This is a genomic window from Achromobacter maghribensis, assembly GCF_057334215.1.
In genome coordinates, this window is sequence record NZ_JBHFII010000047.1 from 1 (window position 1) to 3,388 (window position 3,388).

3 protein-coding genes are annotated in these 3,388 nt (G+C 60.9%); all 3 read right to left on the minus strand.

The genetic code is table 11. The annotated features are described in order from the left end of the window. On the minus strand, positions 1 to 829 hold an 829-nt coding region (locus ACE039_RS19990; protein ID WP_485823176.1), incomplete at its 3' end, for a translation initiation factor IF-2 associated domain-containing protein. Positions 830 to 924: 95 nt separating this feature from the next. Beyond that, entirely contained in the window at positions 925 to 2,403 is a 1,479-nt protein-coding gene (gene nusA, locus ACE039_RS19995; RefSeq protein ID WP_006225085.1) for a transcription termination factor NusA, read from the minus strand. Beyond that, positions 2,400 to 2,900, minus strand: a complete 501-nt coding sequence (gene rimP / locus ACE039_RS20000; protein WP_105555541.1) for a ribosome maturation factor RimP — start codon at positions 2,898 to 2,900, stop codon at positions 2,400 to 2,402. The genes nusA and rimP overlap by 4 nt, the downstream gene beginning before the upstream one ends. Positions 2,901 to 3,388: the final 488 nt, after the last annotated feature.

Here is a 3,388-nt window from a genome sequence, read left to right on the forward strand (position 1 = left end):
CAGCAGGCGCGGCAGGCGTCGACGCGGCGGGCGCGGCGGATTTGACGGGTTCGGACTTCGCAGCAGGCTGAGCCTGGGCGACAGGCGCGTTGGCCTGGGAGGAAGATGTTTCTGACTTATTAGCTAGCACAACGGGTTCCGGCTTGGCTTCTTCAGCCAGGGGCTCGGTGGATTCAGTCTTAACTTCGGGCTTGGCCTCGTCGGCCACGGGCTCGGCAGGAGCAGGCGCCGGCGTCGGTTCGGGTTCAGGCTGGGCCTGGACTTCGGGGGCTTTCGCCTCGACGGGGGCGGGCACTTCGGCCGCGACGGATTCAACAGGCGCGGGCGCTTCAACCGGCGCGGGCGCTTCTACAGCAACGGGATCTTCCGCCTGGACGGGGGCCGGAGCCTCTGCCTGGACGGGAGTGGCCTCGCGGGGCTCGACCACGGCAGGAGCCTCGGGGGCAGCCGGCGCGGACACCTGCTGCTCGTCTTCGACGGAGGCTTCATCTTCGGCGCGCGCGGACGCGGCCTGTTCCAGGGCGATTTCGGAGGGATCACGCTTGACGAACACGCGCTTCTTGCGCACTTCGACCTGAATCGTGCGCGAACGGCCGGTGGCGTCAGCCTGCCGAATTTCGGACGTTTGGCGGCGCGTCAGGGTGATCTTCTTGCCTTCGGTCGCGCCGTGGGCACGACGCAGCGATTCGAGCAATTTCGCCTTGTCGCTGTCGGTGACGGAATCGTCAACCGATTTGAGGTCAACGCCAGCCGAGCGCAGCTGATCCAGCAGCACATTGGCAGGCATTTTCAGCTCGGTAGCGAACTGGGCGACGGTGTTACTCGACATTAGGCTCTCTCTTCCCTATATGCAGCTATTACAAACAACGTGAACTTGCGGTGGATAAAACCAGCACTACCCACCGCAGACCCGTGTCCTTTTGGTTATTCTTCGTCGAACCAATGGGCGCGGGCACGCATGATGAGGTCGCTGGCTTCCTGCTCGGTCAAGCCGGCGATTTCCGCCAGTTCGTCCGTTGCCAGTTCGGCCAGATCATCACGCGTATGCACTTGACGCTCGGCCAGCTTGCCAGCCAGTTCCTGCGTCATGCCTTCGAGTTCAAGCAAATCCTGTGCGGTCTCAAGGCGCTCTTCCTGGGCAATCGCCTCAGTCAGCAACGCATTGCGGGCACGGGCGCGCAATTCATTGATGGTGTCTTCGTCAAACGCTTCGATTTCCAGCAGTTCCTGCATGGGCACGTAAGCGATTTCCTCGATACCGGTGAAACCTTCGTCGATCAGGATGTCAGCGACTTCCTCATCAACGTCCAGCTTGCTCATGAACGTGGCGCGCAGACCCGACCGCTCGACTTCCTGGCGATTCAGGCTTTCTTCCGGCGTCATGATGTTGATCTGCCAGCCCGTCAGCTCGGACGCCAGGCGCACGTTCTGACCCTTGGCGCCGATGGCCTTGGGCAGGTTTTCTTCGTCGACGACAACGTCCATCGCATGCTTGTCTTCATCAACGACGATCGATTCGACGTTGGCCGGCGCCAGGGCGCCAATGACAAACTGCGCGGGGTCTTCCGACCACAGCACGATATCGACCTGCTCGCCGCCCAGCTCGTTGCGAACCGCGGTAACACGCGAACCGCGCATGCCCACACACGTGCCGATGGGGTCGATACGCTTATCGTAAGCCACCACGGCGATCTTCGCACGCACGCCGGCATCGCGGGCAGCGGCCTTGATCTCCAGCAGGCCTTGTTCGATTTCCGGAACTTCGTTCTCGAACAGCTGGCGAATGAACTCGGGCGAGGTGCGCGACAGGATCACTTGCTGGCCACGGGCGGCGTGGTCAACACGCAACACGAAGGCGCGGACGCGGTCGGCCACCCGGAGGTTTTCCTTCGGGATCATCTCGGAACGCGGCAGACGCGCTTCGATCTTGCCGGTTTCGACAATGGCGTCGCCCTTGTCCATGCGCTTGATCGTTCCGGACACGATGGTTTCGCCACGGTCCAGGAAGTCGTTCAGCACCTGCTCGCGCTCGGCGTCACGGATCTTTTGCAGAATGGCCTGCTTGGCCGCCTGCGCGCCGATACGGCCGAATTCGATGGGCTCGAGGGGCTCTTCGATGTATTCGCCTTCCTGGATGCCAGGGACGATTTCCACCGCGTCCGACAGCATTTCCTGCTTATCGGGTTCTTGCAGCCCGGCTTCGTCGGGCACGACCAGCCAACGGCGGAAGCCCTCGTGATCGCCGGTTTCCCTATCGATGGCGACACGAATGTCCGCATCATCCTTGAAGCGCTTTTTCATGGCCGAGGCCAGCGCACTTTCCAGCGCACCGAACACGACGTCGCGCGTGACGTTCTTTTCACGCGCCAAGGCATCGACCAACAGAAGAATTTCGCGACTCATCGCTTTTTGCCCTTGAAATCCAGAACGGGATCCAGTTTTGCACGTTCGATGTCATCGACCGTGAAGTTCAAAACCTGGACATCGTTCTTTTTTGCCTCAAATTCGAGACCGAAGACGGTCTTGTGCATGCCAGCAGCGGCGTCCGAGGCGGCGGCGTCTTCGGGCACGGTCAGCGTGCCGGAGAAGACCTTACGTCCGTCTAATGCCTCGCGCAGCTTGATTTCGATGCGCTCGCCTGCGAAACGGCGGAATTCGTTCTCGTTGCGCAGCGGGCGATCAATGCCCGGCGAACCGACTTCCAGCCGCTTATAGTCGATGTTCTCGACTTCAAACACCCGCGACAATTGGCGCGAAACCTGCTCACAGTCTTCGATGCGCACACCGCCGACCCGATCGATCGTCACGCGCAAAAGGCCCAGGGCGGCACGCTCGACGTCTACGAGTTCGAGGTCCATGCCGGCCAAAGCCTCTTCGGTCAATGCGAATAAATCAGCCATATACTCAAAAAAAATGGGCTGCACGCCCAGCCCACCGATATTGCGCAGAGCCCAGCCGCTTCCCTACTGCACGTAAGGAGCAATGCTGGGCAGCGCCCTATATTGCGACCTAATTTGTGGTTTGCGCCACGGGATTCCCCCATACAGCCCCGCCCCAACCCGTCAATCCGGGCCCGGCGGCGCTTAGCGCAACTCCGATGCCAACTGCTCTTGCCTACCGCGCTTTGCCTACCGGCGATGTCCTTTACAGGCAATGCCCTATAGGCCATGCGCTTGATACTTCCCATGCGCCAGATACTTTCTTGCCGCACACCAAGTACGACCACCACACGCTACCGGACACGTTGTAAGGCCAATGTCGGGCGCAAGGCAATGGCGCGAAGCCATGAAAACCATTGATTTTACCAGATAAACTGGAAAAACGCCTGATTCGTCACGGGCTTACGTTTATATGGGACACATCGGACCCGGGGGGGGGGGGGGGGGGG

Excerpts from the sequence above, each read along its gene's own strand:
- nusA (WP_006225085.1), bottom strand. The coding sequence starts at position 2,403 with ATGAGTCGCGAAATTCTTCTGTTGGTCGATGCCTTGGCGCGTGAAAAG.
- rimP (WP_105555541.1), bottom strand. The coding sequence starts at position 2,900 with ATGGCTGATTTATTCGCATTGACCGAAGAGGCTTTGGCCGGCATGGAC.